The following is a 25,925-nucleotide window of genomic DNA, read 5'->3' as shown; positions in this document are numbered from 1 at the left end:
CGCAAGTTCAACCATCATCAGTTTTTCCAATTATTTTCCTATTATCGGCAATTTACGCTCTGCGGTTTCTACCGTTAGCAGCTCCAAAAAGCGCAACAAAGCCTGAGGCATCCATTTCTTTTTATGGTAGACCAACTGTCGGAAAACACGGATATCCGGATGGGAAAACGAGAGTATCACTAGTGTACCATTTTTTACTTCTTCTTGTACGACAATTTTCGGAAGCAACGCAATTCCCAAATCATAGGCAACACATTGTTTTATTGCTTCCAGGCTGCCAAATTCAAAAGAAGATTCCACGGTGGCTCCTGCTTCACGCAACACCGATTCCATCATTCCTCGGTAACTGCATCCCTTTTCTGTAAAAATCCAGGTTTCCCCGGTAAACTCGTGCGTTTCTACCTTCTCTTTTTTGACCAGTGGATGGGTAGGTGCAGCCACAACAACTAGTTTTTCCTCACCTAAAACGACATTTGTCAGCTCAGATTGATCATGGAGCCAATCGAGCACAAAGGCGAAATCGTACTTCCCTTCCTTTACTCCCTGTCTCAAGTCTTGGCAGATGCCCGGCGCAAGCATGATCCGCATACGTGGCTGCTCCAAGCGAAATTTTTGCAAATAAGGTGGCAAATAAAAGGCTGCCAATGACTCCACTGTTCCGATACTCAACGTTCCCGCCAGATGTGCCTGCTCTGACAGATTCGCTTTTGCCTCATCTAATACAGCTTGCAGCTGTTCGCTGTAGCCGAGAAGCACTTCGCCCGCGTGGGTAAGCCTGATTTTTTTGCCCCAACGCTCGAATAGGCTGACACCGAACTCCGATTCCAGATTTTGAATTTGGGTCGTCACACTTGACTGCGCGTAGCCTAAAATTTCGGCTGCACGAGTAAAGCTCTGGCATTTTGCTACTTCACGGAATGTTTGCAAATAACGAGTATCCAAATTTCCTCCTCTTTTCATCGAAAAAACCGATTTGAATTATCTAATATTATAGATAACTCCGATGATTAAGTCTATGCTACACTTCAGTTACCAACGACAAGGTAAGTAAAAAAGTGAGGGATCTACCTATGGGGAAATTGTCCACGCAAGCCCCCGGCCTAGCCAAAACACTGCGACTTCCGCAAATCGTCGCCTTATACATCGGGGCGGTGATCGGTTCTGGCGTACTGCTCATTCCCGGACTTGCAGCGCAAAAGGCTGGTCCAGCTTCCATTTTAGCTTGGCTCGTCATGTCTATTCTCGTCCTGCCCATGGCCATTACGATGGGTCTGTTATCTGCTCGTTATCCGAGCTCAGGTGGAGTCTCTACATTTGTACGGACAGCCTACGGAGATCGTTTCGGAAACATGGTAGGCTGGTTCTTTCTCTTGTCTGTCCCGATTGGCGCACCCATTCTGAGTGTTACAGGGGCCAACTACATTGCGATCCTGCTGAACTGGAGTGAGTCGCAAGTGTATGCGGCGGCGGCTCTGCTTCTTCTCGCTGTCCTTCTGATGAATGTTGTAGGCTTGCATGTAGCTGCACGTGTCCAAACAATTGTTGTCTCGCTGATTATCACGATTTTGATTTTGGCCGTTGTCGCAAGCATTCCGCATGCATCTGTCACGCACTTTACCCCTTTTATGCCAAACGGTTGGTTGAGTGTCGTGCAAGCCGCAGGTCTGATGTTCTGGTGCTTCATTGGGTGGGAAGCCGTGACGCATCTCTCAGAGGAATTCGTCGATCCTGCGAAAAACGCGATTCGCGGTGTTTTGTGGAGTGCGGGAATCGTCGCTCTCTTGTACTTTGCCGTGGCCTTTATGACTGTGGCTACGCATAGCTACGGGGTCGGCATCTCCGCTGCCTCGCTCAGTGTCATGGTTCAACTCTCCCTGGGTCCGATCGGGGGATGGATTGTAGCCGTAACCGCCTTGTTCATTTGTATCGCAACAGCCAACGCTTACATTGGAGCTGCGTCACGCATCGCCTATTCGTTGGCGCAAGAAAAGATCGCTCCTCGCTGGTTTGGCACCCTCCATACCAAGTACCGGACACCAACCGGCGGACTTTTGTTTCTCTCTCTTTGTTTTGTCGTCGTTCTCGGCGTACTCTATTTCGACGTGATCGACTTGTCCAGACTCATCGAACTGCCCAATGCTACCTTTTTTGCGACTTACATCGGCGGGTGTCTGGCTGGGGTCCGACTCTTGCGCAATAGTCGCGTAGGCCGAATCGCTTCCTGGACTTCTCTCGTCTGTACAGTAGGACTCTATCCTTTCTTGGGATGGTCCGCTCTCTATCCCCTCGTGATTGCACTCGTCCTTTTTATCTGGCAAAAACGTCATGCCTGACACGAAAAAAGGCTGGGGTCATGTCCCAGCCTTCTTTTCTTATTCATCTTTTCCAATCAGTCGAAACGTTTTGCCATCGCTCGAGGAAAGGTAAAACGTGCGATCGACGCTTCCCCCCAACTCCCCTGCGTAATATTGAACCGTCATTCTGTATTTATTCATTCCGATTTTTGCAAAGTACATCAGCTCATTAAACTGCGGAAACCGGACATAATCATACACTTCATACTGCATAAACGAAAAATGCTCGCGTAAAAACGATTCACTGACAGGCAGATTGTTTTTCTTTACATATGCGACCAAGTCATCAAAGCGACGAATCTTTTGCGTATCCATCACGTCCCCTACAAATGACGAGACAGCTTGTGTCATTGCCTTCTTCTCGCCCTCTGTGACATTGCCAGGGTACAGTTCGGCGATTTTGGTTTCCAAACGATTTAACAGGACGACTGCCTGTGCTCTGCTGATTTTGTCATCAGGACGAAAGCTTCCATCTGGAAATCCAGCCAAAATTCCCATTTTGTAAGCAGGGTAGACTGTCATCACCTGTGTTTCATTGTCGACCGAAAGATCCGTGAAAAATTTCGCTGTCGTTCCCCGATATTTTTCTCCTTCTGATTGATGCCCGATGGCTGCCAGCAAGGTTCTTGCCGCTTCCAACCGCGTCATGCTATCCGTCGGTTTTCCGGATGGCATGATACCCGCTGAAGCCAAATGGTGATAGGTTTTTTCCGACCAACGTCCCGCAGCAGCCTGCAAGTAGGTCTCTTTGATAAAGCTGTCAGGCTCATGACCTGTAAAGGAAGGAATGACGCGTTCAATCAGGGATAAAAACTGTTCTTGCGTCACCGTTCGCTCTGGCTGAAAGGTTCCGTCGGGAAAGCCCTTGATCAATCCTTTTTTGGTAGCAATCCCTATTTCTTTTGATGCCCAATGTCCATTTGTGTCAATAAATGCAGGTGAATTGGCCACGTATTCTTCCCGTGCGTCGGCCTTTTTCAATCCTGCGGTTGCGATGCCCGTCAAAAAAACGGATAAGCTCACAACTAGTAGAGTGGCTTTTTTCCCGATTTGTTGTAATGTAATCTGCATCCCGAGTACCACCTTTCCCCAAAAACAATCCATTACTACTAAGACGCAGAATTTGTCGGAAAAGTTTCGGCATAATTTGAAGAAATGTTTTCCATCAGCTTAAACAACAAAAAAATAGCCGGGTCCACTTCTAGGACGATCCGACTATTTTGTGCTGCACTTTACAGGTAATAAAGTTGATGAGTACCATCATGCGCGAATGGCGCATCTACTAATCGGTCAATCAAACCAAGACCATACTTATTTGCAAACGGGAAAAACGAATGCTTTCTTTCTTGCAATCCACCTTCGGGCAACAAAGAGGTCTCAATTCGTTGGATGCGCACATGCTCTACGTCATCTTTTTGCTGGAGTGAACGAATCAAACGCTCTTCCAAAAAGGATACTTGCTCTAACAGCAGCTTACTATTTTTCTCGGCCAGACCACGCAATCCGCCATCCAGAGAAACGACCTCCTCTACCAGGGGACGATAGATCGACATAATCGACTCCCGTGCTGATGCGAATTGCTGCTCCAACGGATGTGGCGCCTGGTTTGTGGACCACTCGGTTTTCCATGCGGTGAAATCAGTCAAGACTTGTTCAACAGAAAGCCCCAAGCTATCCAGCAGTCTCAGTTGAGCACCTTCCACAAGGGTAACGGACAAACGAGGCAATACGATCGGCATCTGCATCCCGAATAGCTCGAATACCTCCCGATAAAACGCCCAATAAGCAATCTCACCCGGACCTCCAATGAAGGCAAGCGTAGGAAACAGATGCTCCTGCATCAACCCGCGAGTAACGACATTTGTGCTAAAACGCTCCGGTGAATCTGCAACCTGCTTGAGCAATTCATCGCGACTGTAAGCACGTCTCCGATTGATAAAGCGCTCCCCGTGACGTTCTAGCAGCAATCGATCATCGCCCTCATAGACGAACAAATTGGCTTGATGCTCTTCCACTTGCAATTGAAGCGGATACCCAGCCGTTGAAATCCGATCCGCTGCCCGTAGCAACACCTTCGTCAATTGCTCATTGTTTTCAATGATCTGTGAAAAGATGGGTTGCTGCAGTTCACGAACAAACGGCAACGAGGATTCAACCAGAACAAGACCGTGCTTGCCAAACAGTTTTGCCATCAAGCGGGCAAACCACTCTGCGACTGTGCGCGAATCTGCTGCAGTCTGCGTCAGTAGCTCACGAATCTGTTTGGTTTCGGCAGTCTCTGTTTGTCCCTGGAAAAAATTTTCCAGAAACTGCGTACACAGTTCAGGGTCCAAGGGTAGGGTACTTGCCGATTGACGGCCCTTTTTGTTCAGAGCCAGTCGCTCTTTATGCAGGCGCTTCCCATCGTCCGCTCCCCAGTACACATGATCGATCTCATCGATGTCATGGTCTTCGCCAGCAATCCAGAACACCGGAATGACGTTCGCTTGAAGCTCGGCAGACAGCCTCTTTGCTGCCTGGATCAGATGAACAGCTTTGTTGATCGTATAGAGGGGTCCACCCAGAACTCCTGCTTGCTGACCGCCGATGACCACATATGTGTCTGGCTGTTTGAGCAACTCGATATTTTTCAGTGCTTCAGGGTGAGTACCCATCTCTTTATTAAATCGATATAAACCTTCCACGAGCTGGTTCCGGTGAGGATAGGATTGACTTTGAAGCCATTCCACGCGTTCTCGGTAGGACTGTTCACGGTAGGGATTATGCGCAAAAAACTGTAATGCAGAGGCATTTTGCTGCTGGTACTCCTGTGCCAGCGGATTCGCCAATGGAAGCGCGAGACATTCAACATTCATGCTAGCTCACCTTTCTTAGGGCCATGGTCAACCAAAATTATACCATGCTCCACAGCCACAAAAAACAAGACAACCCACTTTAATGGGTTGTCAAAGTGTAATACAGGCTCGTTCGCGCTTGCATTAAAATTGTGGAGGGGTAACGGACCAGATTAACAAAGCTTCCGTTTCTCCCGTATTTTCGATTGCGTGTGTTTTGCTGCTGTCAAATGAAATACTGTCTCCTGCTTCCAATACATGCTCTTCATCGTTGAAGCGTGCTGTCACACTGCCGGTAATGACCGTAAAACACTCTTCTCCCTCTGACTGCACGAACTTGTCGACAGCCATTTCTCCAGGCATAAGTCGCACTTCCAGCATCCCCAGCTTGGCACTACCTCCCATCGAGAGCAGCGAATAAGTGCCCGTCGATTCAGGAAAGACCAGTTGTCTACGTTTTTGCAAGCGAGTCACATGCACCTGCTTTTGATCAATATCTTCGAAAAAATGAATGATGGGTGACTCCAGAGCTTTGGTGATTTTCCACAGCGAATCCAGCGACGGCTGCGAAATTCCACGCTCTACTTGGCTCAGCAAACCTTTGCTTAACCCTGTCTTGCCTGCCATAATTTCCAAGGTAAAGCCGCGTTCTTTCCGAATCATTCGAATCTTGTGACCGATGGTCTCGATGGGAAGTCGCATAGTTCCAACCTTCTTTCTTATCGGAATAAATACGATATGTATCAACAGTGCTTTACACGACACCCATCGTTTTGATAATTCCGGTCGTAAACAGCACTATGTAGACGATTCCAAACCAGAGAAACGACAAACGCCAGGCCGAAAATCCTACCCTTTTGAGGGAGAGCCGCCCCTTCCACTTCATCTGTACCCACCCAAGGAGCACGGTTACCACCAGGTAAAAGCAGAATACCCACCACCAAGCGGAAAATGCCTCGGGCCAGATCAGTTCGTAAGCAGAAACGGCAGAACGAATCACCAAAAGATTCGTGATATTTATCGCGAAGCGGCCTGCCAATTTCTTGTTCCGCGTCGCCCCATACAAGATGAAATAAACGAGCGGAAACCCGAGAAACGGCACAACCGTCAGCGTACCCCACAAATAGGCCCAGACATTCGCCAAAATGGTCATCTACTGTCGCCTCCCTCCTTCCGTATTCCCATGTCTGACTTCAGAAGGATAACGCGAAGCAAGGTTTCGTGCAGCGGAGTCGGAATCCCGGCCTTTTTTCCTACTTGGACAAGATAGCCGTTGATAGACTGCACTTCCGTCGGTCTGCGCTTCTTTATATCCTGCAGCATGGAGGAAAGATTACGGGAAGTATTTCGGCAAATGGAGACAATTTCCTGCAAGTCTGCATCCTCGATTTTTTGTCCGGCATACGCAGCCACTGCAGCTGCTTCCACAAATAAAGCACGCATGAGCTGTAGCGTATGTGAATTTTCGAGGAGAGCACCATTTGGGATTTCAAAAAGCGCGGTTAACGGATTGATCAGCGCATTTGCGATGAGCTTGCGCCAAGCGAAGGGCTGTATTGCCTTTTCATAGACAGCCTCCATGCCTGTTGATAATGCCCACTCGACAAATGTGTGAATCAGTGGATCATTGCGATCAGAAGTCTCCCAAGAGCCTACCCGCAAAGTACCAGTACCGGTATGCATGACTTCTGTAGGCGACAATCTCCTTGCTCCTTCCGTATTAATCGCAAAGAAGCACTGTGTCTCCGTTAAAACGGTTCGAAGCAATTCGTAATGACCCATGCCATTTTGCAAAGCGATCACCCTTGCCTCAAGGTCTAACCCTTGTAAGGCTGGAAGCACGCTATGCATATCTGGCTGCTTTACAGTTAACAGATACAGATTCCCTTCAGGCAATCCTTCTTCAATCGGGCTGGCGGCAACGGGAACAGTGACTGTCTCGCCATTCAGCCGTTGAAAGCTGAGCCCGCGTTCATTTAGCTGATTCGCCTGGAGTGAACTGCGTGTAACAATCGTAACAGGTTGTCCAGCGAGTGCGAGCCTTGCTGCATACAGCAGCCCGACAGACCCTCCACCTATGACTACCACCCGACACGTCATTGGTTCTAGCAGCATTTGTTCACCCACATTAATCAATGCTTATTTTTCAAGAATAACAGAGTTTTCGGGATTGTTCAATTGATTGCCACAAAAAAAGATCGAAATTATCGAAATATTCCTAGGTTATTACACATTTTCTGTAAAAAAAATCAGGCTATCGCCTTTTGACGACAACCTGACTCCTGATTTATACCGGATAAACCGCATGCTTTCTGTCCGAAAAAACGTGACGCTTTTCCTTGTAAACCTCGTAGCGCTGGATTAATTCTCGTCTCAGCTCGCTTGGAGGCACAACAGCATCTACAATCAAGTTCGATGCCAGTAAGTATAAATCGATGTCTTCCTGATATTCTCTGCGTTTTTCTTGAATAAACGCTTGACGCTCTGCCGGGTCCTCAATCGCCTGTATTTTGTTACTGTAGACGGCATTGACTGCTGCTTCTGGACCCATTACGGCGATTTGGGCACCGGGCAGTGCGAGGCAAGCATCTGGTTCAAATGCCGAGCTGGCCATTGCGTACAAGCCAGCACCATACGCTTTGCGTACAATGACAGATATTTTTGGTACCGTGGCTTCCGCCATGGCGGAGATCATTTTTGCCCCGTGTCTGATAATGCCTGCCCGCTCTACTGCTGTCCCGATCATAAAGCCAGGAACATCTGCCAAGAACAAAAGTGGGATCGAAAACGCATCGCACAACGTGATGAACCGAGCTGCCTTGTCAGCCGAATCGACAAACAGGACTCCTCCCTTCACACGCGGCTGATTCGCAATGATTCCGACAGGCTTGCCATCCAGACGCGCCAATCCAGTAATCAGCTCTTGGGCAAATAACTTTTTGATTTCAAAGAACGAATCCTCGTCGACCAATGCTGTAATCACATCATGCATATTGAAAGCTGCATTTTGATTCTCCGGCACGATGCTGGTGATTTCTTTCGCGGTAGACACAGGGGCTTTTGCCAGTGCAGTCGGTGGCGTCAACGTATAGTTCGCCGGGAAGAAACGAAGATAGCTGCGCGCTGCTTGAATCGCTTCTTCTTCATTGGCAGCCAGTACGTCGCCGCATCCGCTGACGGAGCAATGCATGCGTGCGCCGCCCAACTCTTCCAAGCTCACTTTTTCTCCAATCACCATTTCCGCCATGCGCGGAGAGCCCAAGTACATGCTCGCGTTTTTGTCGACCATGATGACAATGTCACAAAAAGCTGGGATATAGGCGCCACCAGCCGCAGAAGGTCCAAACAAAATGCACACTTGTGGAATTTTGCCAGAGAGCTTCACTTGGTTGTAAAAGATTCGCCCAGCACCCCGTCGGCCTGGGAACATCTCCAATTGGTCAGTGATACGCGCTCCTGCTGAATCGACGAGATAGAGAAGAGGAACACGCATTTTTTCAGCTGTCTCTTGAATGCGAATAATTTTTTCGACGGTCCGCGATCCCCAAGACCCTGCTTTCACTGTCGAATCATTGGCCATCACGCAAACAGTTTGACCATTTACCTTGCCGATTGCGGTCACAACTCCATCCGCCGGCAGATCACCTGCCATGACATTCGCGAACAGCCCATCCTCGACCATGAACTCGTCATCGAACAATAGCTTGAGGCGATCGCGGACGAACAGCTTGTTTTGCTCCTTGAGCTTGTCGTGATACTTGGCATCGCCCCCTTGCACTACTTGGGCGATTCTTTCGTGCAATGTGTCTTCCAAATGTTTGGTCATCAGCGTAATCCCCCTCGTCACTCTCCGCGGTATATCGGTTTTCGTTTTTCTTGAAAGGCTGCGAGTCCTTCTAGGCGGTCTTTCGTCGGGACGAGCAGCTTGTACGCGTTGCTCTCAATCTGAAGTCCGCTAGCTAGTTCGACTTCCCCTCCACAATCGATGGCAAACTTGGCTTGGGCTAGGGCAAGTGGAGCATTCGCTGAAATTTGCTCGGCCAAAGAAATCGCTGTCTCCATGAGTTGATCAGCAGGAACAATCCGATTGATCAACCCAATGGACAGTGCCTCCTCGGGAAATACACGCCTTGCCGTAAAAATCAGTTCCTTGGCGACGCCTTTTCCAACCAGCCGAGGCAAACGCTGTGTTCCGCCGGCACCAGGGATGATCCCGAGCGATGTCTCCGTTAAACCCATCTGGGCATGTTCACTCATGATCCGCAGATCGCACGCCAACGCCAATTCTGTACCGCCCCCCAGTGCCAGCCCGTTAATCGCCGCGATGACTGGTTTCGGTAGCTTTTCCAGCTCTGTGAACGTATCTCGAATCGTTTGGATGTATACTTCGACCTGTTGTGGTGACATGGAGCGCCGCTCTCTTAAATCTGCACCAGAGCAAAACGCCTTGTCGCCAGCCCCTGTAACGATGACCGTCCGGATGTCACGATCATGGCTGATTTCACTGATCAAGCCGCGCAATGTCACGAGCGTTTCAAGATTGAGGCAGTTAAAAACTTCTGGCCGTTGCAGCGTTAGTACGCCGATTGCGCCCTCTCTTTGAAAGGAAACCGTCATCTTCTATCCCCTCTTTGCGAATGTGTGGAAAAAACAGATCATCCAGCTGGTTTGCTTGCGAGCGATGCCTGCAGCACTTTTGAGGGGAGCTCTTTGCCCAACTGCTGCCCAATATACGCACCAGCCTCAATCAACTTCTCGAGATCGACGCCTGTTTCATAGTCCATACCATGCAACATGTAGACCAAATCTTCAGTCGAAATGTTGCCTGCAGCTCCTGGCGCATACGGGCATCCGCCGAGGCCGCCAATTGAGCTGTCAAAGATTCGGATTCCTTCATCTAGCGCTGCTGCTACGTTCGCCAATCCAGTTCCTCTCGTATCATGGAAATGGGCGGCTAAGCGCTCGTTCGTAACATCTTTCACAAGTTCTCTAAAAACCTCATGAACCTGCTTCGGTGTTGCAACCCCTATCGTATCCCCGAGAGAAATCTCGTACACTCCCATTTCCAACAGAGCCTCTGTCACCCTGCGGCTATTGTCCAGCGGAACGTTTCCCTCGTACGGACAACCGAACACTGTTGAAATATATCCGCGAACTTTCATCCCGAGAGCCAGCGCTTCCTGGGCAACCTCCCGCAGGATCGGATACGTGTCTTCTATACGTTTATTGATGTTTTTTTGATTATGCGTTTCAGAGGCAGACATGAACAGGGCAATCTCTGTCAGTCCGCATTGGCGTGCCCGCTCCAGACCGCGAATATTTGGAACCAATGCGCTAAGCGTTACGTCTTGACTGCGATTGATTCCCTGCAAGACCTCATCTGCATCGGCCAATTGCGGTATCCATTTCGGATTCACAAACGAACTGGCTTCTATCCGCTTCAAGCCTGCTGCCATCAGCTTATGAATCAGCTCAATTTTTGCTGCTGCCGGAACGATCGCGCTCTCATTTTGCAGCCCGTCACGAGGACCGACCTCCACGATTTGCACACGCACAACAAGTCACCCCCCTTGCCTAGCGGTCGCTCAGTTTAGAAGTATTCTAATCCTATTCCAGAACGACAATGATATCGCCATCGTTGACAAAATCGCCAATATTCGCTTTTACTTCCACAACCTTGCCTGAGGCTTGAGCCTGTACAGGAACTTCCATTTTCATCGATTCCAGTACAAGGACGTCTTGTCCCTCATTGATCTCGTCACCTGGCTGCACCAGGACATTAATAACGGTCCCTGCCATATTGGCTGCTACTTGTTTCATGGATGGTCCTCTCCCTTACATATCATTCTTATTAGCTTAGCGTTTTTCCGTGTTTGACGCAGCTCCGCGCTCAGTAACAAACCATGTCGTATAGTTGCCTTCTCGGAATTGATCGTCCTGTAATACTCCTTGCAAAAACGGAATGTTCGTTTTAATGCCAGTAATCAGAAAATGATCCATAGCTTTCTGTGCCTGTTGCACAGCCTCTTCTCTAGTCGCCCCGGATACAATGACCTTTGCAATCATCGGGTCGTAAAAAGGAGTCACCTGTGTACCTGTCTCTACCCCATCATCAATTCGTACATGTTCGAATGCAGGTGGCTGGTACAACGTAATCGTCCCTGGCGATGGCAGGAAGGTGACAGGGTCTTCCGCATAGACACGCAGCTCAATCGCGTGGCGCAGAGCCTTGACATCCTCTTGCTTGATCGACAGCGGATGACCATCGGCAATGTCCAGTTGGAGCGACACGAGGTCAATGCCCGTCATTTCTTCCGTTACAGGATGCTCCACTTGCAAACGTGTATTCATTTCCAAGAAGTAAAAATTTTTCTGCTCATCTACGATAAATTCAACCGTTCCTACACCCGAGTAGCCCACTGCTTTCGCTGCTGTAACCGCTGCATCGCACAGAAGCTCTCTCGTTGCTGTGTCCAAAAAGGGCGAAGGGCTTTCCTCCAGCACCTTTTGATGTCTGCGCTGTATGGAGCATTCCCGTTCGAGTAAGTGGATGACGTTTCCATGCTGATCGGCAACGACCTGCACTTCGATGTGGCGCGGACGTACCACGTATTTCTCCATATACATCGCATCGTTACCAAAATACGCTTTTGCACGGCCCTTCGCCGATTGGTAGGCTTGTCGCAGCTCGGCCTCGTCTCGGCAAATGTGCATCCCGATGCCTCCGCCGCCAGCACTGGCCTTTAGCATCACGGGATATCCGATGGACATCGCGATGACAGCTGCTTCATCTGGAGAATCGATAGCCTGTTCGCACCCTGGAACGACTGGTACTCCCGCAGCCTCCATAATATGGCGGGCAGTCAGCTTGTCACCCATTTGACCGATGACCTCGGGGGTAGGCCCAATGAATAGAAGGCCTTCCTCCAAAACGCGACGGGCAAAAGCTTCGTTTTCTGACAAAAGACCGTAGCCTGGATGAATGGCATCGGCACCGGTGCTTTTCGCTGCTGCAAGAATGGCCTCTACGTTCAGGTAGCTGTGTGGCACAGGCGGTGGACCAATATGGACTGACTCATCTGCTTCACGTACAAACGGCAGATCCTTGTCTGCATCCGAATAGACAGCAACCGTAGCCACTCCTCTTGCCTTGCATGTACGGATAATTCGTCTGGCAATCTCACCACGGTTTGCGATTAATACCTTGTTCATGGCAACGCTCCCCTCTTTGACAAACCGACTACAACCGTAAGCGCTTCCAAATTGTTTGCCTGGTTTGTATCATGTGATGCTACTTTCTATTTTGCCACGAGAATGATCATAGTTCTAGGATGAAATTTTAAATTTTTCCAAGGAAGCGAAATCATTTCCTGACAATCCCTCCAATAAAAAAAGAAAAACACTTCGGAAAAGCCAATCATCGTGTATAATAAAGGGGCGGGGCCAATAGGTGGCCAAGGCAAAGAGCTGTGAGAGGAGTGGCTAACCATGTTTGAAGTAAGACGTTTGCAAATCAACTATAAGACACTGGAGGAATTCCAGAAGTTTCGCGAATTTGGCCTGGAGGAGCTTTCTATGAAGGAAGACCTGGAGGCGAACATCGTGGAAAACGATTCGGAATCTCCATTTTACGGTATTTATGACAACGATCTTCTGGTAGCACGTATGAGCCTCTACAAAATTGACGGAAAATACGACCGTTACTTCCAACCTGCCCAAGACTATTATGAGCTGTGGAAGCTCGAGGTCCTGCCTGACTACCGTCACAAAGATTACGGGACTGCTTTGGTCAACCACGCGAAAAGCTTTGGAGCTCCTATTAAAACCAACTCCCGCTGTCGCGCAGACGATTTTTGGTTGAAAATGGGCTTCACGCCTGTGAAGTACAACCTCATGCGTGATCGTGGTGAAAACCCATATGTGTGGTTGCCAGAGAGCGTAGAGCTGCAAGACTAGCTCCCTATTTACTAAAACATGAATGACAGATGAATGCGTAAACAAAAAGAAGCGGATCAATGACCGCTTCTTTTTTCATGGCCTTGCGCTTATTTTTCCACGCGCTCTAAATTTCCGTTTTCATCCATTTTGAAGATCGCTTTGTTGGAATCCTCTTCCTGTAAAAAAGCAAGCTTGCGTGCACGTTCCATGATCTGTACCAACGCACGGTAGTCATCATTGACACCCTGCACCTGATCCAGCTCTTTTCTAGCGCGTTCGTGGGCTTCTTTCAATTCTTTTAACTCCAACTCTTTTCCTTCCAACTCTTGTTCCAATTGTCGCAAGCGACGAGTCATTTCTTTTTGATTGACGAGCATGCGAATGACTGCTTCAATCTGCTGCTCCTCTACATCCGCGTACTTTTGCACCTCTGCTACTGGCGTCTCAGAACATTTTGTATGCAACGTGACGACCTCGACCTCAGCCACCACAGGAGGCGGTGCTTGAATCCTCCCGAGCTTTTTCAACTGCTGTCTTTGGCTTTTGGCAATCGAAATGGCCGCATCGTACCGTTTGCGAACGCAACTGTTCCAGCGGAAGCCGCACGCAGCTGCTGTCCTTCCCAACCTTTGACCCACTTCTTCAAATGCAGCAAGCTGTGTGCCGCCTTCGCGTATGTGGCGCAAGGTGACTTCCGCCAACACTAGATCGTCATCTTCGGTCCATGCGTCTTGTCTGGAAGCTACCATATGAGTCCCTCCCGTTACCTTTAAAAAGGATGATGTAATTCATCCTATGCTTTTCCCTACTCTTGTAGAATCGCTTTCTACTAGAAAAAGTATGTCCAAGCAAATAAATGTTTAAACGAAAAGGACCACATCAATTAGGACGTTGGACGCTTTGTCAGGAAGCTTTCCACTACGGCGACGTGTTCAGAACTACCCCATAGATGCGCACATTGACTCACTTCGCGCCGGATTCGTTCTTCTTGCGGAAGGCCCATACGCTTCCACTGCAAGATCTTCATGTACGCCTCAATGCCAGCTAGCGGCTGGGCAGCGATTTTTCGAGCGAAACGATATACTTCCTCATGCAGCTTCTCTTCTGTATATACCTCGTCAACAAAACCGTAGGACTTAGTTTCCTCTGCACGCAATCTGTCACCAGTCAGAAGGAGAGCGAGTGCTTTTGACTCAGGCAGCAAGTCCAACAACCGACTTCCTCCACCCCAGCCTGTCGTAATATGCATGCTGATTTGCACAAACCCGAAGGTCGCTCGCTCACTGGCAAAACGAAAATGACACGCGCCCGCAAACTCACAGCCACCTCCGACTGCGGCACCGTTTATCATAGCAATCACCGGTTTGGAATACTGATCGATGGCCGACAAAAGCTCCGTCACTTTACTGAGCAAAGGATGCGCCTGTTCAAAGCCGCGTGCTGCAATAAACTGATTCAAATCACCGCCGGAAACAAAGCTTCTGCCCGTCCCCGTCACAATCAAAACCTTTACCTCAGGATCAACGTGGCAGTCTTGCAAGACCTGATGCAGTTCGTCAACCAGCTCCACGCTGATGGCATTATGTACATGCGGCCGATTTAATGTGATCGTGGCGATACCGTCCTGTTTTTGTAAAAGCAAGGTCTCCATAAAAACACCCACCTTTTTATCAGCTTGATGCTTTATTTTACCTTTCGATGGACAAACAAAAAAGAGGAGGCTTTCCCCCTCTTCATTAGGACAACAGATTTTTCATGGCGGAAGAATTGAATCCGACGATCAGGTTTTCACCGTCAGTCAGGATCGGACGCTTCAAAAGCTGAGGCTCTTCACTAAGCATTTCGAGCAGTTCCTTTACCGACATATCATTAATATCGACATCCAGGTTTTTAAAACGCTGACTTCTCGTCGACAAGATTTCATCCAAGCCATTTGAAGTCATTTTGATAATATCCAGCAGTTCTTCTGCTGTCGGTGGATTTTTGAACAAGTGACGCTCTTCATAATTCACTCCGTTTTCTGCCAGCCATGCCTTCGCTTTGCGACAGGATGTGCAGCTCGGATAAGTGAAAAACGTTAATTTTTGTGTTTGTGTACGTTCAGCAACGGCCATTGGATACCCCTCCATCTCGTCTATCACGAGTGATTTCATCTATAAAAGTCTTGCCATTTGCAGTTCTTGATGTTTCGTTCAAGCTCTTACAAAAAGTTAGCCAATAAAATTTCCTTCCTTACTTTGGATTTTAATGCTTCATTAACACTATGTCAATAGTAGTTAATTTAAAAACTAGATGAAAATGAGAACGAAATGCTGTTGTAGCACACTGCTACCTTAACAAGTAACACAAAATGGGATACACTTATGGAGATTGTTCAAAAATTCGTCTTTTGATCACGAAGAAGTCCTGAAAGCTTGGGCAACATCGAAAGAGGCGTTCACCTTCAAAGTCCGGTGCTCATGTAGGTCCCCTACACTCCGCTCCTCCTTTTTCAGGTTCTCACCACTTTCTCGGTGCTGAAAAGACGACTTTTTGAATTTGATCTTATGGAGATTGTTTTGAGAAAGGGGTATCGGCATGGACCACGATGCGCAAAAGTTAACCAGTGCTTTAGCTGACCCCACCCGTTTTTCCATTTACCAATTTGTCGCCTACAGTAAAGATCCCATCACGGTTCAGGATATAGCTGATCACTTCTCTATCCATCCTAATGTGGCACGCTTGCACTTGACGAAGCTGGAGGACGTGAATTTACTCACTGCTGTTACAGACAAAAGTGGTAAGGGAGGACGTCCCAGTCGGTTGTACTCACTGTCTGAACAGGTTGTGAGTCTGCAATTCCCACCTCGTGACTATCAGCTGTTGGCCGATATCGCGATTGAAAGTCTGCTCTCGCTCGGTGAAGCTGGCGAAGCCGCTCTAATTAAAATGGGACATCGCATTGGAACAGAGATGGCAAAACGGGCGGTTGTCCAAAGCGGACTCAATTTAGAAACAGCCTCTATGGAAGAAAAATTGGACCTGATCCATCGGATTGTCGTGGCTCAGGGATTGAAACCAGACATCGAAGCAATGGCTGAAGGAAAGCTGCGATTTCGCGTGAATAATTGCACCTTCTCTGACAGCGCAAAAAAATATCCGAATGCCGTATGCCAGATGCACAACGCTCTTTTGATGGGAATATTCGAAACGTACTTGGGGAACATTGAATTACGTGAGGATGATTCCAAAATTCGCGGTTGCCAATCCTGCAACTATACGGTGATTCAGTATTAGCACTGCAAGTCCAGTCTCTCCTCCCCGGGTGACAATAATCCGTCATACCTTTATCGTTTACACGTGTTCACCTGTCCTATATAATGGGGGAGGAATCTTGTAAATCTTACCGGTCGAGGCAAAAAGGGGGGACAAAAATGGATCGTATGTATCGCGTTCTTGGTTTCTGGACCATCGTGATCGCGTTGATGGCGTTTTGGGCAGAATTGTACCCGATGGCGCTCATCTTCTTCAGTTTGACTGCTTTCTTCGTAGCGTTGAGCTACATGAACCTGACTGAACGAGTATACCTAAACATTTTCTTCGGCTTCATGTTCCTGTCTTTTGTTGGATTCACGTATTACACGTTCTTCGTGATGCCTGTTGGCCCACAAGAACACGCTTTCCTACAACTGATCATGTAAGAAAAAAGATGCTCGCCATGAGCATCTTTTTTTGTGTCCTCTTCTTCTTTTACTCCCGCGTGCCTTTCTCTTGGACCATGACCCAAAAACGCCCACCCAAGCCAGCAGGATCAATCAACTGCTGAATAGCCCGATTCCGTTTCATCGCAACGCTCGTGAAAGGGTCTGTATCCATATGTGCGACCGCTTTATGAAGCAAGCCATTTCGCATTAAAAACCGATCCTGTCTCATATAGTCTATTTCCCGTAAGCCAGCCTTTTCTCCATACTCTTGCCACGCAGAAAAATTCACATGTGTCGTCAAGTCTTGTTCGCCTATGTTGATATACGGATTCGTATGAGCCTGATGACGATGGTAGCACATCAGTGTTCCGTTTTTTCGACTGGGATGATAGAGCTCCTCTTGCAGGTCACCGTAATCAATCGTGATGACGAATCCTTTTTTCAATAGGCAGGAAACTTCTTGTGCAGCTTGCTCCATCGCCAAATTTATCTCGATCCGCATTCCGATTGGCAGCTTCAAGTTCAGCCCGCGCAAATATTCCCCTAGTGCTGGGGTCAACTCCCCCAAACACTCTTCCAACCCGTCCTCGCCAACACGCACCCACACTTCCTGCCAGCCGTCTCTGGTTTTCTCCACAATATGTACCGGAAATGCGTCCAGCCATTCATTCGAGAAAATTACCCCTTCTATTTTTTCATGCTTGGCAGCTTCACTCACGGAAGAATACCAACGTTTCGGACCCTCGTGCCACTGAAGCGCCTCCTGCTGCATTTTCCGGTGATACGGACTCGCCTCTATTAAAATGACCGTCAGCTCTTTGTATACCTCTGGCTTACTCTCACGGATGCGCTCCAGCATGTGACGGCAAACAGTCCCGGTTCCACCACCAATCTCAACGAGAACAGGCGAAGTCATATCCGCCTCCTCCCATAATGCCAAGACAGCATCTGCGATTGTTTCCGCAAAAACGGGATGCACCGATGCACTCGTATAAAAATCTCCCGCTTTGCCTACTTTGGGTTGTTCGACCATATAATATCCATAAGTGTCATGGTAGAGGGCCAACTCCATAAAGCGCGCGAACGTAATCGCTTTTCCTGGTTGGCATGCTATTTCCTCGCGAATCAGTTCGATCATCGTCATAAGCTCTTCTCCTGCTATCCAAATTCAACTAGATAAGGCTATAATACGAAAAGAAGCATACAATATGGAAAGGCAAAAGCAAAAGGTGAAATCATGCGCAAATTTCTTCTCGTCTTGTTCCTGCTTGTATGTCCACTGACGGTGTTCGCCCAGGAAGAGCCCGCTACTCCCTTGGAGCAGCTCATCCTGCAGCAGCATTTTACACAAAAAGAGCTGGAGCGAACCCTCACCTTACTCAAGGAAGAAGAGTCACGGACATACGGGGAAATCGCTCAAATGGATCTCGACTTGCAACGGCAAAAGCTGGTGATGGAAGCGACACAACGTCGTGCCGGTGAGGTAGCGCGAGCCTATTACATGGGCGAGCGCACTAATCTTCTGACGTTACTATTAAATGCGGAAAATTTCAATCAGTTCTTATTGATGTACGACTTCTACGAGATTTTGTACGAGCGTGACATGTCTCGACTAGAGTCCTATCATACTGAGCGCACCAAGCTCACCGCGATGCAAACTGACAAAAAGAATCAATTGGACCAACTTCAGACGCTGCGAAAAAAATACGAGCTTCAATTGTCAGAGATGCTCGCCGTTGCCGCTGAAAAAGAAAAAAACGTACAAAAACTGGATGACCCGACAGTTGTGGAATCCATGATGAATCACTTGATTTTAGACTGGGAAAAACGTGGTTTGCCCGCTTTTCAGACCTTCTTCGGAATGCTCGCGCAGGTCATGGTTCAAGTTCCCGAGTTGGCGACTCCGGAGCGAATTCAGTCGGAAGGTCTCCTCAAGCATACGCTAACCATCAATCAAACTGACTTCAACAATTTTTTGATAGAGAAAGACGCCTTGTTTAAACAATCCCATTTCTCCTTTGAGGATAACAAGCTGACCGTGGAAGGCACGTATGATCAAATGGAGCTAAAGCTCGTTGGCAACTATGAGCTCGTCTCTCCTACCCATCTCAAATTCCACATTACCGAGCTGTACTTTGACGGCTTTGCCTTGCCTCAATCGACCGTGGAGGAAATGGAGGAAGCGTACGATCTCGGATTTTATCCAGAGCTGATCTCCCCCAATATCCAAGTGCAGGGCATCACACTGATGGACGAAGAATTAAAGCTCCAGCTGCAATTCAATCTTCCATTTGGATTCGGAAAGAAGTAAAGCCAGCTATTCGTTAGCTGGCTTTTTTCTTAGAGACAACCTTATTGACATGAGCCGGCATTTCCTTTTGCAATTGTGTCATGTACTGGATCGCCTCTTTTGTCAGCGTAGGGTATTTTTGCCCCTGCTTCAGCTTTTCCAATGTTTCTGACACCGGGTAAATGACATAGTTGCGCTTGTTATTTTTCCGATAAAAATGAACGTAGGTCGGAATCATTTCAGCACTTTCGATGCTGGCCTCTCCTGACTCATTCTTGTACAGCACAAGCTTCAGGATTGCACCAACATCCTTGTAGTCCCATCGCTGCGCAGAGATGAAATTGCCTAAAGAGTAGGCAATCAGTCCTTTGTGTTGACGTCCATCTTCGAGGGTAACCGTCTTCCATTCGTAAGGTTGTACCACATGTGGATGCGCGCCCAATATCAAATCCGCTCCAAATGTTAGAGCTTGCTCGGCGGTCTTGATTTGTTCAGGACTGGGCATGCGTTGATACTCATTTCCGAAATGAAGAGCCACTGCAACCAGATCGGCTCCTTTTTCTCTTGCCCGTGTGATGTCTTTTTTCATCAGCGCAGGCGAAATCAAATTGACCAGATACGGCTTGCCTTCTGGAATCGCGATTCCATTCGTTCCGTACGTATACGATAGCAAGGCTAGTGTGAATCCGTCCTTGGTCAACAACAAGGGCTCATCTCGTTCTTCGGGACTTGCAAACGTTCCCGTGTGTGGAAGACCAGCTTCATCGAGATATTTGATGGTTTGGAGAACCCCTTGTTCTTTGCGGTCCATCGAATGGTTATTCGCTGTCGATACCGCAGTAAATCCAATTTCCTTCAACGTATGTGCAAGTGACTCAGGAGAATTAAACATCGGATAACCTGAGTATTTTGCCTTGCTACCGCTCATCGTTGTCTCAAGATTGCCGATGACCCAGTCTGCCTCGCGGAACATCGGAATGACATTCGGGAAGAAACGCTTAAAATCATAGCGTTTCGTCGTTGGGTCCCAGACGGCATCCAACTGCTCCTGATGCATCATGATATCCCCAACGGCAAGAAGGGAGATACGCTGTTCCGGAAATCTTGATGGCAAAGTCGGAGGTTGTGTCTCCTGATGATTGGGCGCTGTCTGCAGTGGTGTTTCGGGATCAGGCGCTTTCACGTTGGGAGCTTGGTTCGTCTTATCTGCTTGGGCGACGGGTGCCGCACACCCAACCAGACTCGTGCAGGCGATAACGAGAATGAGTGCCCATTTCCATGTTCGCTTCATAATGAATAGCTCCTTTAGTAAATGGTAACCCCTTCCTTTTCTCCACCGCCTGACAAAATCCTCTCCCAACCTTTATAAAGAATGATGAAGTAACTAACGAAGCAAACCTGTGACAAACGGATTGTACGTTTTCTCGTAGTCGATCGTCGTCTTTGGTCCATGTCCTGGATAAACAATGGTTTCATCATCGAGCTCAAACAGTTTGTCCTGGATGCTGATCATCAGTGTTTCGTAATCTCCTCCGAAGAGATCTGTACGCCCGATGCTCTGGTTAAACAGAACATCGCCACCGAAGCAGTGCTGGCCAATGACGAATGAACAACTGCCTGGTGAATGACCTGGCGTATGCAACACCTGAATGTGAAAACCTGCCAGTTCTAGAGTCTGACCATCCTCCAACTCGTGCTCGGCCCGCTCACATACGATGAGTTCAGGCAGATCCCAACGTCGAGATCCGTTGAGATCAGGATTGGTGAGCCATTCCTGCTCCAATGGATGAATGTAAACTGGTGCTTTTGTCAATTCTCTTACTTGGTTGAGACCACCAATATGATCCAAGTGAGCATGCGTCAAAAGAATGGCAACGACGTTTTTATTCGCGAGGGCGCGGAGCAACTGATCTGGCTCCATGCCCGGGTCAATCACAATAGTTTGATTGGTATCGGTGTTTGTCACCACATACGCATTGGTTTGAAATGCTCCCAACGCATAGGATTCAATGGCAAGATTTTGATTCGTCATAGGAAACCTCCTTGATTTTTTGATACGATAGAAAAAACACGTTTGCAAACATGGGGGTATGACATGCGCCATATGTACGGAATTGAACTGAATGTACCAGCCGGGAAGCTCCCTGGCTTCTATGCTCAAGTCATACATAAAATCGGAGATCATGTCAATGTCTTTGATCGGGACAAACTGCTTTTTATTGTAGAGAATCAAGCCGAACAGGAGAAGCTGGAAACCATTTTGGAGAAGTCCAACATGTTAGGCGATGCCTTTTCCCTATTGCTGCTCCCGCCAGCAACCACAATCGATCAACTCGATGATATCGGTTTTGTCTCCCAAAATGAACATTTGTATGTATATGCAGATCAAGTTGCCATCGTAACGCTCGGGGCTTTATCCCAATCAGAAGATCAGTGGGCTGCCATGGAGCAAATCCGCGAGCATGTCTTGGGTGTCATACCTGAAACCGACCAGCAACCCGAAGCCTACCTGATCGATCAGAGCTTGATTCCACTGGCAGAGGGAATCGCGAAGGCTTATCAAGTGAAGCTTGTTTGGCTCCATCCGACTAAATGAATCCTTCAAATGCAAAAAAAAGGGAGCTTCGGTTAAGCGAGCTCCCTTTTCCTTTTTACGATGCTTTCCGATCAAATCGAAACCACGCCACTTGATTGTCCACAAGACCAAAATTGGCGGTGTATTTGCTGCCCTCATACACCACTTCTTGTTCGCCTTTTCCTTTGCCGTACAGCTTCTCTAGCTGCTCAGCACTATCAAACATAGCGAGTCCTCGATAGGTTTTGAATTTTTGCGCGTCCTCACGGGGAACTCCTCCCAGCATGATCGATGTCAATTCACCTTTGTGGACTTTGATCATCATCTGGGCTTGATCAACCAGCAGCATCCCCATCACTGCATCTCCAGTACCCTGCGCCATCTGCTCTACCGTGTAGCTTTGCCTTGTCACCATATCCATAAAATCCGCTTTTGTCGGCTTCAACATATCCATCGCTTCTTTTATGTTCTGCCCGAGATAAATGCCGTTTACTCCGTACTCCTTTTGATTTTCGGGGTCAAATGTAGCAGTTGGTTCCGACTGGGCCGAACACGCCGCCAAAACAGCTACTGTCAGCACCCAAAACGCAGTCATTCGCAAGTATTTCCACATCATTCACCTGTGCCCACCTTTGCTACCGCTCTTTTGGTTATCTTAGCGTATCCGGCAAGCATCGGGCAACCATAGGGATACCAGCTTATTCTCGTGTTCCGCTGACTTTGCGGCGCGGACGATTAGGCGGCAGATTGCTGTCCACCGATTGTTTGAAGCTCTCTAGTATTTTGAGGAGTGATGCGAAAAAAGGCGAGCCGAATACCGCAACAATTCCCCACATCCATGTTCCTAACTGCCATGAATTTTTTACATAAGCTGATTCTGCACCTGTTAAAATCAGAGCCGGGTCCAGACCAAGCATGCCAAAAATCACACCAGCAGCCAATACAGAAATAAGAAGATTGAAAAAGCGCTTGTAGTGCATCAATCGAGCAGCACGATACTGATCTTCCCAGCAATTTTCTTTCGCCTCGTAGTCCGTCGCCAAAAAGGGAATGACTGATTTAAAAGCTTCCGTAACACCTGCTGCCGCGCTGGACACCGCTGTTATATAAATCAAAAAAGAAATAGATGAATCCAACGTAACCATCATTCTTCCCTCCTTTGTACATATGTATGGAATTGGAGGGACAACTTGCAAATTTTTTTGCAGTTTGGATATTTCCCCTTTGCTGTTTATGCGGTAACATGTTGGTGCATGTAAATATGAGGAAGGGCAGGGATTGCTATGCAGGACTTTTCTTTTGTGTGGAATCAGTACGACTTGATTCGCGGAATGTTTTTGGCGAGATTGACGGAAATAACCGAGGAGGAAGCAGACGTAGTTCCAGATGGCTTTAAAAACAACATTCGCTGGAATATTGGTCATATTCTCCTGACACAAGATTTCTTACTCTTCGGACCAGAAGGAATGAAATGTCCTTCGTATTACGGAGCCATGTTTGCTCCAGGAACCAAGCCTGCTGATTGGCAAAAAGAAGGGCCCTCCCTCGAAACTTTAGCTGCCGAGCTAAAAGCACAGCATGTGCGTATCAAAGAAGAATTGCATTCCCGATTGAATGATCCATTGCCAAAACCGTTTGAACTAGGAGACAAAGGCACTATGCATACTTATGGGGAAATGATGGTCTTCACGCTTTTCCATGAAGGAATGCACATCGGATGTATTTCGTCCTTGCGAAAAGCGATCGCGGCTGCTAAATAAGGATAATCGGACAAAAACGCGGGAATTTTTATCCGCGTTTTTCTTTTTGCCCTACGAACCTCCAAAAAATGAAAACCGCTCCAATGAGGAGCGGTCCTTGTCGAGCCCGAATTGCTTATGGGGTTCTACCGGTTATTCTCTTTGGCTCTTCAACCTCCATCGTAGAGAAAAGTAGCTAAAGGAATCGGTTTATCTCCATACGACTTTCGTCGATTGCTTGATCATGATTATCCACGGATCTTCGCCTCCTGCAAGGCATTTCGCCGTTTACTTACATGAATCATCGGGCTCGACAAAAATAGTATGACCTCCGCGTTGTTTTTCATACCTCTCTTTACAATAAATCTGCGGCCAGCTGTGCGAGCACACTCCGTTCGCCTTTTTCCAACCGGATATGTCCAGCCAGCTTTTGGTCTTTAAATACTTCTACCACGTAGGTTAAACCGTTGTTGCTCTCATCCAGATAGGGATGATCAATCTGCTCAGGATCACCCATTAGCACAATTTTCGAGCCGTCCCCCACCCTCGTCAGGATCGTCTTCACTTCATGCTTTGTCAAGTTTTGGGCTTCATCAATGATAATAAATTGTTCAGGGATGGAGCGCCCCCGAATATACGTCAAAGCTTCCACTTGCAGACTACCCATTCCTGCCAAAATTTTATCCAGATCACCTGGGCGTTTTGTGTTGAACAAATATTCCAAATTATCATAAATCGGTTGCATCCACGGTCGAAGCTTTTCTTCTTTTTCGCCGGGCAAATAACCGATGTCTTTTCCAAGCGGAACGATAGGTCTTGCCACTAACAGTTTTTTGTATTTTTGCTGGTCCTCGATTTGCAGCAGGCCCGCTGCTAATGCCAGCAAAGTTTTTCCTGTACCGGCCTTACCGGTCATGGTTACTAAAGGGATATCATCTCGCAGCAGCAATTCGGTTGCCATCCGTTGCTGCACGTTACGGGCCCGGATGCCCCAAATCGGATCATCATCTGACACAAGCATTTCTAACATTTTTCCGTCCGGATCGACTTTTCCAATCGCTGAAATCGATGGGTTGCATTCGTCCTTCAGCACTAAAAATTGATGAGGGTAAAAGCGATAGCGTGGAAAACAGGAGGCCAGCTGCAGCTTTCTTGTCGCATAGTAAGTCTTGATGATGTCGGACGCTACCATCATCTTCTGATAACCCGGGTAAATACTGGAGAACTCCCCCACAACTCGATCCGAAAGAAAATCCTCTGCGGAAATATTCAAAGCATCAGCCTTGACTCTCATGAGTGCATCCTTGCTTACCAAAATGACTGGTCTTGGCTGTGGTTTTCCGTTTTCCTCCTCCTGTAAGTTTAGTGCGACCGCCAAAATGCGGTTGTCATTACTCATTTCTGTGAATTGTTTCTGAAGGCGGTGGAAAGAGGAATGATTTAGTTCCACCCGAAACAACCCACCTGTTTCCAGGGTAATTCCAGTGTGCAATTGCCCCAGCTCACGAAAACTGTCAAAGAGCCGAGATACGTACCGAGCATTGCGGCCAATTTCATCCATATACCGCTTTTTGGAATCGATTTCTTCTAATACGACAGCTGGTATGACAATTTCGTTGTCAGCGAAAGAAAACATCGCCCTTGGATCTTGCAGGAGTACGTTGGTGTCCAGTACGTAGATTTTCTTCAAAATCTCGCCTCCTATTACCCTTCTTATATACCCTATGCAATTTTTAGAGGGATGCTCAAGTGCGGCGACGTGATGTACTACAGTCTATGTTCAGGCAGACAGAGATAGACGACCCATTGGCAGAATGAAAATGGGCAGCCCAGAACAAAATACTTGTAACCCTGCCCTCCTTAAGAAGGAAGGCAATACTGGGAAAGGGAGAATGCCTGTGAAACGGATCATGATCTGCTGCCTCGGTTTTAGCTTGTTGCTTACAGCATGCATGTCGGGCAATAATCCACCAGCGAATCAGGCTGGACAACAGCCCAAGCATGCCACTCATACTCAACGTGTTCAGCAAACAGCTCCTGAGCCTACTTATAATCAATCTTCTCAAGCCACTGCCGATCGTCTCGTTCAATTGGCAACACGTGTAAAAAGGGTACAGAACGCGACTGCTCTGGTCTTGGGTAAATATGCTGTTGTCGGTATTACAGTAGACCCGAATCTGGATCGCCCAGAGGTGGGTGTCATTAAGTACACAGTTGCGGAAGCACTGAAGGAAGATCCTCAAGGAGCGAATGCCGTCGTAACCGCTGACCCTGCCATCGTACAGCGATTACGGGAAATGGGAGAAGATATTCGTCGCGGTCATCCTGTTTCAGGAATTACCGAAGAACTCGCGGATATCGTAGGTCGGATCATGCCGCAGCTGCCGCGCAGTGTGCAGCCTCCCGAAGAAACACCTGCTCAAGTAAAAGAAAAACGCATGCATAAAGAACCGCAAGGACAGAACAAGATCAACGCAAATCGTACAGGAACACCTTAAAAGAAAAGAGGTAT

Annotated in this window: 28 protein-coding genes; 8 read left to right on the top strand and 20 right to left on the bottom strand. The window is 47.9% G+C overall.

Features of this window, described 5'->3' with window-relative positions; genetic code table 11:
• Positions 1–30: 30 nt before the first annotated feature.
• Complete coding sequence (locus FB479_RS01395; protein WP_185746312.1) at positions 31–960, bottom strand: LysR family transcriptional regulator; 930 nt, start codon at positions 958–960, stop codon at positions 31–33.
• A gap of 110 nt (positions 961–1,070) precedes the next feature.
• Here FB479_RS01395 and FB479_RS01390 point away from each other — a divergent pair, with 110 nt between their 5' ends.
• Positions 1,071–2,333 carry an APC family permease gene (locus FB479_RS01390; protein ID WP_106653221.1) on the top strand — a complete coding sequence of 421 codons (1,263 nt, stop codon included), beginning with the start codon at positions 1,071–1,073 and terminating at the stop codon, positions 2,331–2,333.
• Between the two features lie 39 nt (positions 2,334–2,372).
• Here FB479_RS01390 and FB479_RS01385 read toward each other — a convergent pair whose 3' ends face one another.
• The 10 genes from FB479_RS01385 to FB479_RS01340 all read right to left on the bottom strand — a co-directional run bounded on the left by FB479_RS01385 (position 2,373) and on the right by FB479_RS01340 (position 12,400).
• Positions 2,373–3,425: an S-layer homology domain-containing protein gene (locus FB479_RS01385; protein ID WP_142061761.1), complete on the bottom strand. Its 1,053-nt coding sequence runs from the start codon at positions 3,423–3,425 to the stop codon at positions 2,373–2,375.
• A gap of 161 nt (positions 3,426–3,586) precedes the next feature.
• Complete coding sequence (gene bshC, locus FB479_RS01380) at positions 3,587–5,209, bottom strand: bacillithiol biosynthesis cysteine-adding enzyme BshC (RefSeq protein ID WP_142061757.1); 1,623 nt, start codon at positions 5,207–5,209, stop codon at positions 3,587–3,589.
• 123 nt (positions 5,210–5,332) lie between these two features.
• A complete protein-coding gene (locus FB479_RS01375) occupies positions 5,333–5,890 on the bottom strand; it encodes a helix-turn-helix domain-containing protein (protein WP_106653218.1) in 558 nt (185 codons plus the stop codon).
• 52 nt (positions 5,891–5,942) lie between these two features.
• Positions 5,943–6,341: a DUF3397 domain-containing protein gene (locus FB479_RS01370; RefSeq protein WP_142061754.1), complete on the bottom strand. Its 399-nt coding sequence runs from the start codon at positions 6,339–6,341 to the stop codon at positions 5,943–5,945.
• Positions 6,338–7,303 carry a ketopantoate reductase family protein gene (locus tag FB479_RS01365; RefSeq protein WP_142061751.1) on the bottom strand — a complete coding sequence of 322 codons (966 nt, stop codon included), beginning with the start codon at positions 7,301–7,303 and terminating at the stop codon, positions 6,338–6,340. Before FB479_RS01365 ends, FB479_RS01370 begins: the two co-directional genes overlap by 4 nt.
• Positions 7,304–7,475: 172 nt before the next feature.
• Positions 7,476–9,014, bottom strand: coding sequence for an acyl-CoA carboxylase subunit beta (locus FB479_RS01360; protein WP_106653215.1), 1,539 nt, complete (start codon positions 9,012–9,014; stop codon positions 7,476–7,478).
• 17 nt (positions 9,015–9,031) lie between these two features.
• Positions 9,032–9,805: an enoyl-CoA hydratase-related protein gene (locus FB479_RS01355; RefSeq protein WP_142061749.1), complete on the bottom strand. Its 774-nt coding sequence runs from the start codon at positions 9,803–9,805 to the stop codon at positions 9,032–9,034.
• A 38-nt stretch (positions 9,806–9,843) separates the two neighbouring features.
• A complete protein-coding gene (locus FB479_RS01350) occupies positions 9,844–10,743 on the bottom strand; it encodes a hydroxymethylglutaryl-CoA lyase (protein WP_106653213.1) in 900 nt (299 codons plus the stop codon).
• 52 nt (positions 10,744–10,795) lie between these two features.
• Positions 10,796–11,008: a biotin/lipoyl-containing protein gene (locus FB479_RS01345; protein ID WP_015892116.1), complete on the bottom strand. Its 213-nt coding sequence runs from the start codon at positions 11,006–11,008 to the stop codon at positions 10,796–10,798.
• A gap of 36 nt (positions 11,009–11,044) precedes the next feature.
• Entirely contained in the window at positions 11,045–12,400 is a 1,356-nt protein-coding gene (locus tag FB479_RS01340; protein ID WP_106653212.1) for an acetyl-CoA carboxylase biotin carboxylase subunit, read from the bottom strand.
• 276 nt (positions 12,401–12,676) lie between these two features.
• Between FB479_RS01340 and FB479_RS01335 the strand changes: the two genes are divergently transcribed.
• A complete protein-coding gene (locus FB479_RS01335; RefSeq protein WP_048033769.1) occupies positions 12,677–13,144 on the top strand; it encodes an N-acetyltransferase in 468 nt (155 codons plus the stop codon).
• An 89-nt stretch (positions 13,145–13,233) separates the two neighbouring features.
• Here FB479_RS01335 and FB479_RS01330 read toward each other — a convergent pair whose 3' ends face one another.
• The 3 genes from FB479_RS01330 to FB479_RS01320 all read right to left on the bottom strand — a co-directional run bounded on the left by FB479_RS01330 (position 13,234) and on the right by FB479_RS01320 (position 15,240).
• Complete coding sequence (locus tag FB479_RS01330; RefSeq protein WP_142061746.1) at positions 13,234–13,875, bottom strand: RsfA family transcriptional regulator; 642 nt, start codon at positions 13,873–13,875, stop codon at positions 13,234–13,236.
• A gap of 134 nt (positions 13,876–14,009) precedes the next feature.
• Complete coding sequence (locus tag FB479_RS01325) at positions 14,010–14,777, bottom strand: enoyl-CoA hydratase/isomerase family protein (protein ID WP_142061743.1); 768 nt, start codon at positions 14,775–14,777, stop codon at positions 14,010–14,012.
• Between the two features lie 85 nt (positions 14,778–14,862).
• Complete coding sequence (locus tag FB479_RS01320) at positions 14,863–15,240, bottom strand: Spx/MgsR family RNA polymerase-binding regulatory protein (protein WP_016740704.1); 378 nt, start codon at positions 15,238–15,240, stop codon at positions 14,863–14,865.
• Between the two features lie 463 nt (positions 15,241–15,703).
• Between FB479_RS01320 and FB479_RS01310 the strand changes: the two genes are divergently transcribed.
• The gene (locus tag FB479_RS01310) at positions 15,704–16,402 is read left to right on the top strand and encodes a helix-turn-helix transcriptional regulator (RefSeq protein ID WP_106653210.1); all 699 of its coding nucleotides are present in this window, start codon (positions 15,704–15,706) and stop codon (positions 16,400–16,402) included.
• Positions 16,403–16,539: 137 nt separating this feature from the next.
• On the top strand, positions 16,540–16,806 hold the full coding sequence (locus tag FB479_RS01305) for a DUF2626 domain-containing protein (RefSeq protein WP_017249582.1): 267 nt from the start codon (positions 16,540–16,542) through the stop codon (positions 16,804–16,806).
• 49 nt (positions 16,807–16,855) lie between these two features.
• Here the strand turns inward: FB479_RS01305 and FB479_RS01300 are convergent, their stop codons facing one another.
• A complete protein-coding gene (locus FB479_RS01300) occupies positions 16,856–17,953 on the bottom strand; it encodes a class I SAM-dependent methyltransferase (RefSeq protein WP_142061740.1) in 1,098 nt (365 codons plus the stop codon).
• 93 nt (positions 17,954–18,046) lie between these two features.
• Here FB479_RS01300 and FB479_RS01295 point away from each other — a divergent pair, with 93 nt between their 5' ends.
• Complete coding sequence (locus FB479_RS01295) at positions 18,047–19,120, top strand: coiled-coil domain-containing protein (RefSeq protein ID WP_106653208.1); 1,074 nt, start codon at positions 18,047–18,049, stop codon at positions 19,118–19,120.
• A gap of 13 nt (positions 19,121–19,133) precedes the next feature.
• On the opposite strand, the gene FB479_RS01290 is transcribed toward FB479_RS01295, so the two are convergent.
• Positions 19,134–20,390: a CapA family protein gene (locus tag FB479_RS01290; RefSeq protein WP_142061737.1), complete on the bottom strand. Its 1,257-nt coding sequence runs from the start codon at positions 20,388–20,390 to the stop codon at positions 19,134–19,136.
• Between the two features lie 93 nt (positions 20,391–20,483).
• Positions 20,484–21,131, bottom strand: coding sequence for an MBL fold metallo-hydrolase (locus FB479_RS01285; RefSeq protein WP_142061734.1), 648 nt, complete (start codon positions 21,129–21,131; stop codon positions 20,484–20,486).
• Positions 21,132–21,194: 63 nt separating this feature from the next.
• On the opposite strand from FB479_RS01285, the gene FB479_RS01280 reads away from it, so the two are divergent.
• Positions 21,195–21,695: a hypothetical protein gene (locus FB479_RS01280; protein ID WP_142061731.1), complete on the top strand. Its 501-nt coding sequence runs from the start codon at positions 21,195–21,197 to the stop codon at positions 21,693–21,695.
• A gap of 55 nt (positions 21,696–21,750) precedes the next feature.
• Here the strand turns inward: FB479_RS01280 and FB479_RS01275 are convergent, their stop codons facing one another.
• Positions 21,751–22,290 (bottom strand): hypothetical protein, encoded by a 540-nt coding sequence (locus FB479_RS01275; RefSeq protein ID WP_142061728.1) that lies wholly within the window; start codon positions 22,288–22,290, stop codon positions 21,751–21,753.
• 82 nt (positions 22,291–22,372) lie between these two features.
• Positions 22,373–22,819 (bottom strand): hypothetical protein, encoded by a 447-nt coding sequence (locus FB479_RS01270; protein WP_142062897.1) that lies wholly within the window; start codon positions 22,817–22,819, stop codon positions 22,373–22,375.
• Between the two features lie 138 nt (positions 22,820–22,957).
• Between FB479_RS01270 and FB479_RS01265 the strand changes: the two genes are divergently transcribed.
• Positions 22,958–23,434, top strand: coding sequence for a DinB family protein (locus tag FB479_RS01265; RefSeq protein WP_142061725.1), 477 nt, complete (start codon positions 22,958–22,960; stop codon positions 23,432–23,434).
• Between the two features lie 334 nt (positions 23,435–23,768).
• On the opposite strand, the gene FB479_RS01260 is transcribed toward FB479_RS01265, so the two are convergent.
• A complete protein-coding gene (locus FB479_RS01260; protein WP_106653201.1) occupies positions 23,769–25,103 on the bottom strand; it encodes a PhoH family protein in 1,335 nt (444 codons plus the stop codon).
• Between the two features lie 202 nt (positions 25,104–25,305).
• Between FB479_RS01260 and FB479_RS01255 the strand changes: the two genes are divergently transcribed.
• On the top strand, positions 25,306–25,911 hold the full coding sequence (locus tag FB479_RS01255) for a YhcN/YlaJ family sporulation lipoprotein (RefSeq protein ID WP_106653200.1): 606 nt from the start codon (positions 25,306–25,308) through the stop codon (positions 25,909–25,911).
• Positions 25,912–25,925 lie beyond the last annotated feature (14 nt).

It is taken from the genome of Brevibacillus sp. AG162 (assembly GCF_006715575.1).
GTDB lineage: Bacteria > Bacillota > Bacilli > Brevibacillales > Brevibacillaceae > Brevibacillus > Brevibacillus brevis.
Note: the sequence above shows the minus strand (reverse complement) of the source record. Positions and strands in the feature narration are given on the sequence as shown.

Coding starts and splice junctions, on each gene's coding strand:
- FB479_RS01395 (WP_185746312.1), bottom strand. CDS start 960: ATGAAAAGAGGAGGAAATTTGGATACTCGTTATTTGCAAACATTCCGT.
- FB479_RS01390 (WP_106653221.1), top strand. CDS start 1,071: ATGGGGAAATTGTCCACGCAAGCCCCCGGCCTAGCCAAAACACTGCGA.
- FB479_RS01385 (WP_142061761.1), bottom strand. CDS start 3,425: ATGCAGATTACATTACAACAAATCGGGAAAAAAGCCACTCTACTAGTT.
- bshC (WP_142061757.1), bottom strand. CDS start 5,209: ATGAATGTTGAATGTCTCGCGCTTCCATTGGCGAATCCGCTGGCACAG.
- FB479_RS01375 (WP_106653218.1), bottom strand. CDS start 5,890: ATGCGACTTCCCATCGAGACCATCGGTCACAAGATTCGAATGATTCGG.
- FB479_RS01370 (WP_142061754.1), bottom strand. CDS start 6,341: ATGACCATTTTGGCGAATGTCTGGGCCTATTTGTGGGGTACGCTGACG.
- FB479_RS01365 (WP_142061751.1), bottom strand. CDS start 7,303: ATGCTGCTAGAACCAATGACGTGTCGGGTGGTAGTCATAGGTGGAGGG.
- FB479_RS01360 (WP_106653215.1), bottom strand. CDS start 9,014: ATGACCAAACATTTGGAAGACACATTGCACGAAAGAATCGCCCAAGTA.
- FB479_RS01355 (WP_142061749.1), bottom strand. CDS start 9,805: ATGACGGTTTCCTTTCAAAGAGAGGGCGCAATCGGCGTACTAACGCTG.
- FB479_RS01345 (WP_015892116.1), bottom strand. CDS start 11,008: ATGAAACAAGTAGCAGCCAATATGGCAGGGACCGTTATTAATGTCCTG.
- FB479_RS01340 (WP_106653212.1), bottom strand. CDS start 12,400: ATGAACAAGGTATTAATCGCAAACCGTGGTGAGATTGCCAGACGAATT.
- FB479_RS01335 (WP_048033769.1), top strand. CDS start 12,677: ATGTTTGAAGTAAGACGTTTGCAAATCAACTATAAGACACTGGAGGAA.
- FB479_RS01330 (WP_142061746.1), bottom strand. CDS start 13,875: ATGGTAGCTTCCAGACAAGACGCATGGACCGAAGATGACGATCTAGTG.
- FB479_RS01325 (WP_142061743.1), bottom strand. CDS start 14,777: ATGGAGACCTTGCTTTTACAAAAACAGGACGGTATCGCCACGATCACA.
- FB479_RS01320 (WP_016740704.1), bottom strand. CDS start 15,240: ATGGCCGTTGCTGAACGTACACAAACACAAAAATTAACGTTTTTCACT.
- FB479_RS01310 (WP_106653210.1), top strand. CDS start 15,704: ATGGACCACGATGCGCAAAAGTTAACCAGTGCTTTAGCTGACCCCACC.
- FB479_RS01305 (WP_017249582.1), top strand. CDS start 16,540: ATGGATCGTATGTATCGCGTTCTTGGTTTCTGGACCATCGTGATCGCG.
- FB479_RS01300 (WP_142061740.1), bottom strand. CDS start 17,953: ATGACGATGATCGAACTGATTCGCGAGGAAATAGCATGCCAACCAGGA.
- FB479_RS01295 (WP_106653208.1), top strand. CDS start 18,047: ATGCGCAAATTTCTTCTCGTCTTGTTCCTGCTTGTATGTCCACTGACG.
- FB479_RS01290 (WP_142061737.1), bottom strand. CDS start 20,390: ATGAAGCGAACATGGAAATGGGCACTCATTCTCGTTATCGCCTGCACG.
- FB479_RS01285 (WP_142061734.1), bottom strand. CDS start 21,131: ATGACGAATCAAAATCTTGCCATTGAATCCTATGCGTTGGGAGCATTT.
- FB479_RS01280 (WP_142061731.1), top strand. CDS start 21,195: ATGCGCCATATGTACGGAATTGAACTGAATGTACCAGCCGGGAAGCTC.
- FB479_RS01275 (WP_142061728.1), bottom strand. CDS start 22,290: ATGATGTGGAAATACTTGCGAATGACTGCGTTTTGGGTGCTGACAGTA.
- FB479_RS01270 (WP_142062897.1), bottom strand. CDS start 22,819: ATGGTTACGTTGGATTCATCTATTTCTTTTTTGATTTATATAACAGCG.
- FB479_RS01265 (WP_142061725.1), top strand. CDS start 22,958: ATGCAGGACTTTTCTTTTGTGTGGAATCAGTACGACTTGATTCGCGGA.
- FB479_RS01255 (WP_106653200.1), top strand. CDS start 25,306: ATGCCTGTGAAACGGATCATGATCTGCTGCCTCGGTTTTAGCTTGTTG.